2 protein-coding genes are annotated in these 3,364 nt (G+C 42.4%); both read left to right on the plus strand.

From position 1 onward, the window contains the following. Window positions 1–335: 335 nt before the first annotated feature. Window positions 336–2,231, plus strand: a complete 1,896-nt coding sequence (locus tag ACTQ3K_RS12505) for a C40 family peptidase (protein WP_117528223.1) — start codon at window positions 336–338, stop codon at window positions 2,229–2,231. Window positions 2,232–2,281: 50 nt separating this feature from the next. Then, window positions 2,282–3,178, plus strand: coding sequence for a hypothetical protein (locus ACTQ3K_RS12510; protein WP_117568848.1), 897 nt, complete (start codon window positions 2,282–2,284; stop codon window positions 3,176–3,178). Window positions 3,179–3,364 lie beyond the last annotated feature (186 nt).

Below are 3,364 nucleotides of genomic sequence, written 5' to 3' on the forward strand. Positions count from 1 at the left end.
GTTGAGTTTTCTTACATGACATGATGAGTTCCTCCTCTTGTTATTATACATTTTATTTGTATCAAGGGAATATCTCATTTTTGTTTTGTACTAATTAGATGCTAACATCAGTGTGATAAAATATATCAGCTAAATCCTAATGGATTACAGTTAATTAGTGAGTGATAAAAAAGATGAAAGACTGACAACTTTCAGTTTCATGTTGCTTTTAATAATTGAATATTGAATGATTTTACATAGCCGTTAAGGAGTAATTTTTGCTCCCTAGCGGCTTATTTTATTTTTCAAAGTAGGAGGTGAGAAAATTGAAAATTAGAAAGGTTGATGACAAACCGATGGTCATTCACACCAAGGAGAAAGCCAAGATTCATGCCCACGAACCGAAGGGAGCCAAGATTAAGGGGAGTAACATCTATACAGTAGAGAGAGGTCCTAAGACAGCTGGTGCAAAGGTAACTAATACGGATAGAAAGAAGTCATATCGCAAGAGTACCATTCATCAGTCAGAGTCGAAGAATAAAGGATTATCAAGATTTAAGCGAAACTATAGAGAATCTAACACTTCCATCAAGACCAAGAACACGAATCTTCACATTGCAGGAAGAACAGGTGCACTTGCAGCCGGGGCAGTAACGGAGCATGTGGAAGGTGGTCAGGAGGTATCGCAGGCAGCATATCTTGCATATGAAGCAAGCCGACCTGTTACCGGAACTGCTTCCAAGGGTGCAGCACTTTTCAGGAAAAAGGCGGCAGCCGAGGCAAAGAAGCGAATCAAGAAGGTAGATGCAGGAAAGAAGCTGGCAAAAAAGACAGCAAAGAAAGCTGCCAAAGATACTGCCAAAACCGTAGCTAAAGAGACGGCAAAAGAAACAGCCAAGACTACTGCCAAGGTTGCAGCGAAAACTGCTTCAAAGACAGCTGCTACAGCGGCAGGAACAGCGGTTGCACCGGGAGTTGGTACTGCAATTGGCATAGCAGCTGGATATGCAGCAGGTGTGTCCATAGAGGTCAAGGATGAAAAGATGACCAACCGGAGCAGGAAGATAAAATTCTTTCTGGATAAGATGAAAGCACAGGAGAATCAGACAGACAGCGTGGCAAAGCTGGTAAAGGATCTGATTGTGCGAAAAGCGATTACCTGGGTAAAGGCAGCGGCACCGATTGTCGGACTGGTGCTTTTATTACTTGTTCTTGTAGTTGCCATGATTGCGGTTCCGGTTATTGCGGCGATAGCAATCCTTTACAATTCTCCATTTGCTTTATTTCTGCCACCACTTGAATCAGGAGATACCGTGCAGACAGTAACGAGTGCTTATGTGCAGGAATTTAACCGGGATGTGAATACGAAAGTGAATGAGCATACCGGATATGACCTTGGAGAGCTTGTATATGTGGACTATGAAGGTATGGAAGAAAACCCAAGCAATTACTATGACATCATGGCTGTCTATATGGTCAAGCATGGTGTCGGAGATACTGCAACAGTCATGAATGATACTTCAAAAGGCTGGCTGCAGGCAGTTGTAAATGATATGTGTTCATACACCACAAGCACAGGAACAAAAGATGTGGAAGAAACAGATGCAGACGGTAATGTAACTACTGTCACGAAGTCGGTTCTGTATGTGAATGTCACACTAAAATCGTACAGGGATATGATTTCGGTCTATGGATTTAATTCTGATCAGGTGGAAATGCTTGAGCAGATCATGAGTCCTGAGTTTATGGGACAGCTTGGATATGCCGGAAGCGGAAGTGGAGGTGGAGGCGGCAGTCCGGGAGTAAGCTCCATGACTGAGGATGAAATCAATGCCATCCTAAACGAAATTACAGACAGCAGGCAGAAAACAGTCTGCTCCTATGCACTACACAGAGTTGGTTTTCCTTATAGTCAGGATTTAAGAGACAGCGGTAACTATTATGACTGCAGTTCCTTAGCCTATTATTCATGGAAAGATGCAGGCGTGGATATTAGTTATGGCGGTGCAACCACAGCGGCAGCGGAGGCACAGGGACTTGATGAAGCCGGAAAGACTGTCTCCTTTGATGAGTTACAGCCGGGAGACCTTATCTTTTACAGTTTTACAAGCAATGGAAGATATAAGAACATCAGCCATGTGGCAGTATATGTCGGAAATGGCAAGGTGGTAGAGGCACTTAATGAAAGTCTTGGTGTGGTCTACAGGGATGTGGCAAGCACAGGAAAGATTGTTGTGATAGGAAGACCATAACAGGAAATTTGCAGAGAGGGCATAGTCCCTCTCTGAGACTGGAGGTAAGAATGGATTTAAAAGATATGATACTGGTAACAGAAAACGACAGGGGAACAGAGACAAATATGCTGATGACTCTGGATGATTATAAGAGTTTTATAGCAATTGATGATATGTCAGAGCTTGCAGAAAATTTGTTGCAGCTTGGAAGGACACTTGGTGAAGCAGATAACTTCACAGAGTATTACAGGGCAGCAAATGTAACTGTATCTGCGAGATTCTGTCTGGATGATATTCAGCTCGGACATTTTCTTCAGGGATTTTATAACGATTCCAAAGAATTTCGGTTTGATAAAGAAGCCAGTTCTTCTGAATGTGTTGCAAAGCTTAAGGAGATTGGAATGACCGATAAGGGCTGGGTGGATGATTTTAACCTGCATTATGAAATGGAGAACCGCTCATTTGAAAGGGGACAGACATTTCATAACTTCAATGACCATGATTACATGGTGCTTGAAGCATTATCACCAAGGAATCTTGTGGTGATGGATATGAAGTCAGGTTCCCTTACAATCGCCCTTGGTGCGACAGAGTATAAGCGTTATCCGAAGGATGAGAAGCCTACAAAGGACAATACCACAATCGGGGTATCGTGGGAGCATGGCATTTATCTAGGTTCCACACTTTCAACTACAAATTTCAAGGCATACAAGAGGGAGTATGGCACACCGGAAAAGATAGAGGATATCTATGATTACAGGGCAAAGCTAAAGCAGAAGTTCTATTTTTATCAGGATATGTCAAAGGATGATGATGTACCAAAGAAGCTGCAGAATGACTTCCTTCACCAGATGTATGAGGATTTTGGAACGATTGAAGAGGACTGTTTTTACGACAGGCTGGAAGATGGAAAGTACGATGAAGGCTTTAAGGAAAGACAGGTAAAGGAAGAAAAGAGCCGGTGATGAGATTTTTACAGGAGGCGATATCATATGGAACAGGAATTTGATGTTGAGATAAAAGAAGTGCTTTCACGAGTATGGTCCTATGTCAAGATTTAGTACAAATTAAAATGAGAAGTTCTGCCTGCTAAGCAGCAGACAGTAACATACCCCTCTCATACAGCTTTTCATATTCGTCAGGTGATACAT

This window comes from Candidatus Paralachnospira sp. LCP21S3_A2, assembly GCF_052118925.1.
Classification (GTDB): domain Bacteria; phylum Bacillota; class Clostridia; order Lachnospirales; family Lachnospiraceae; genus Lientehia.